Below are 217 nucleotides of genomic sequence, written 5' to 3'. Positions count from 1 at the left end.
AGTTCATTTTCCATCGTTTTCTTGCCGAGCAGGCGCTGGAGTTCTTTAATCTGCTTCATGGCGGCAGCAAGTTCAGAGGCAGGAACAACCTGTTCTCCGTAAGGAACAACCTGTTCTCCGTAAGCGTCAACGGAGCACCGTATTGACGCTTATTTATTGGTGAGTGCTACGTTCCATGGCAGGAGTTCGTCAACACGGTTGGAAGGCCATTCCGGCA

General features: G+C 50.7%; 1 protein-coding gene. It reads right to left on the bottom strand.

From position 1 onward, the window contains the following. Positions 1-149: 149 nt before the first annotated feature. Positions 150-217: hypothetical protein (locus BFF42_RS28440; RefSeq protein ID WP_371261907.1), on the bottom strand; the 68-nt coding region annotated here is incomplete at its 5' end.

Source organism: Shigella sp. FC1661, assembly GCF_001712525.1.
Lineage (GTDB): Bacteria > Pseudomonadota > Gammaproteobacteria > Enterobacterales > Enterobacteriaceae > Escherichia > Escherichia coli.
Note: the sequence above shows the minus strand (reverse complement) of the source record. Positions and strands in the feature narration are given on the sequence as shown.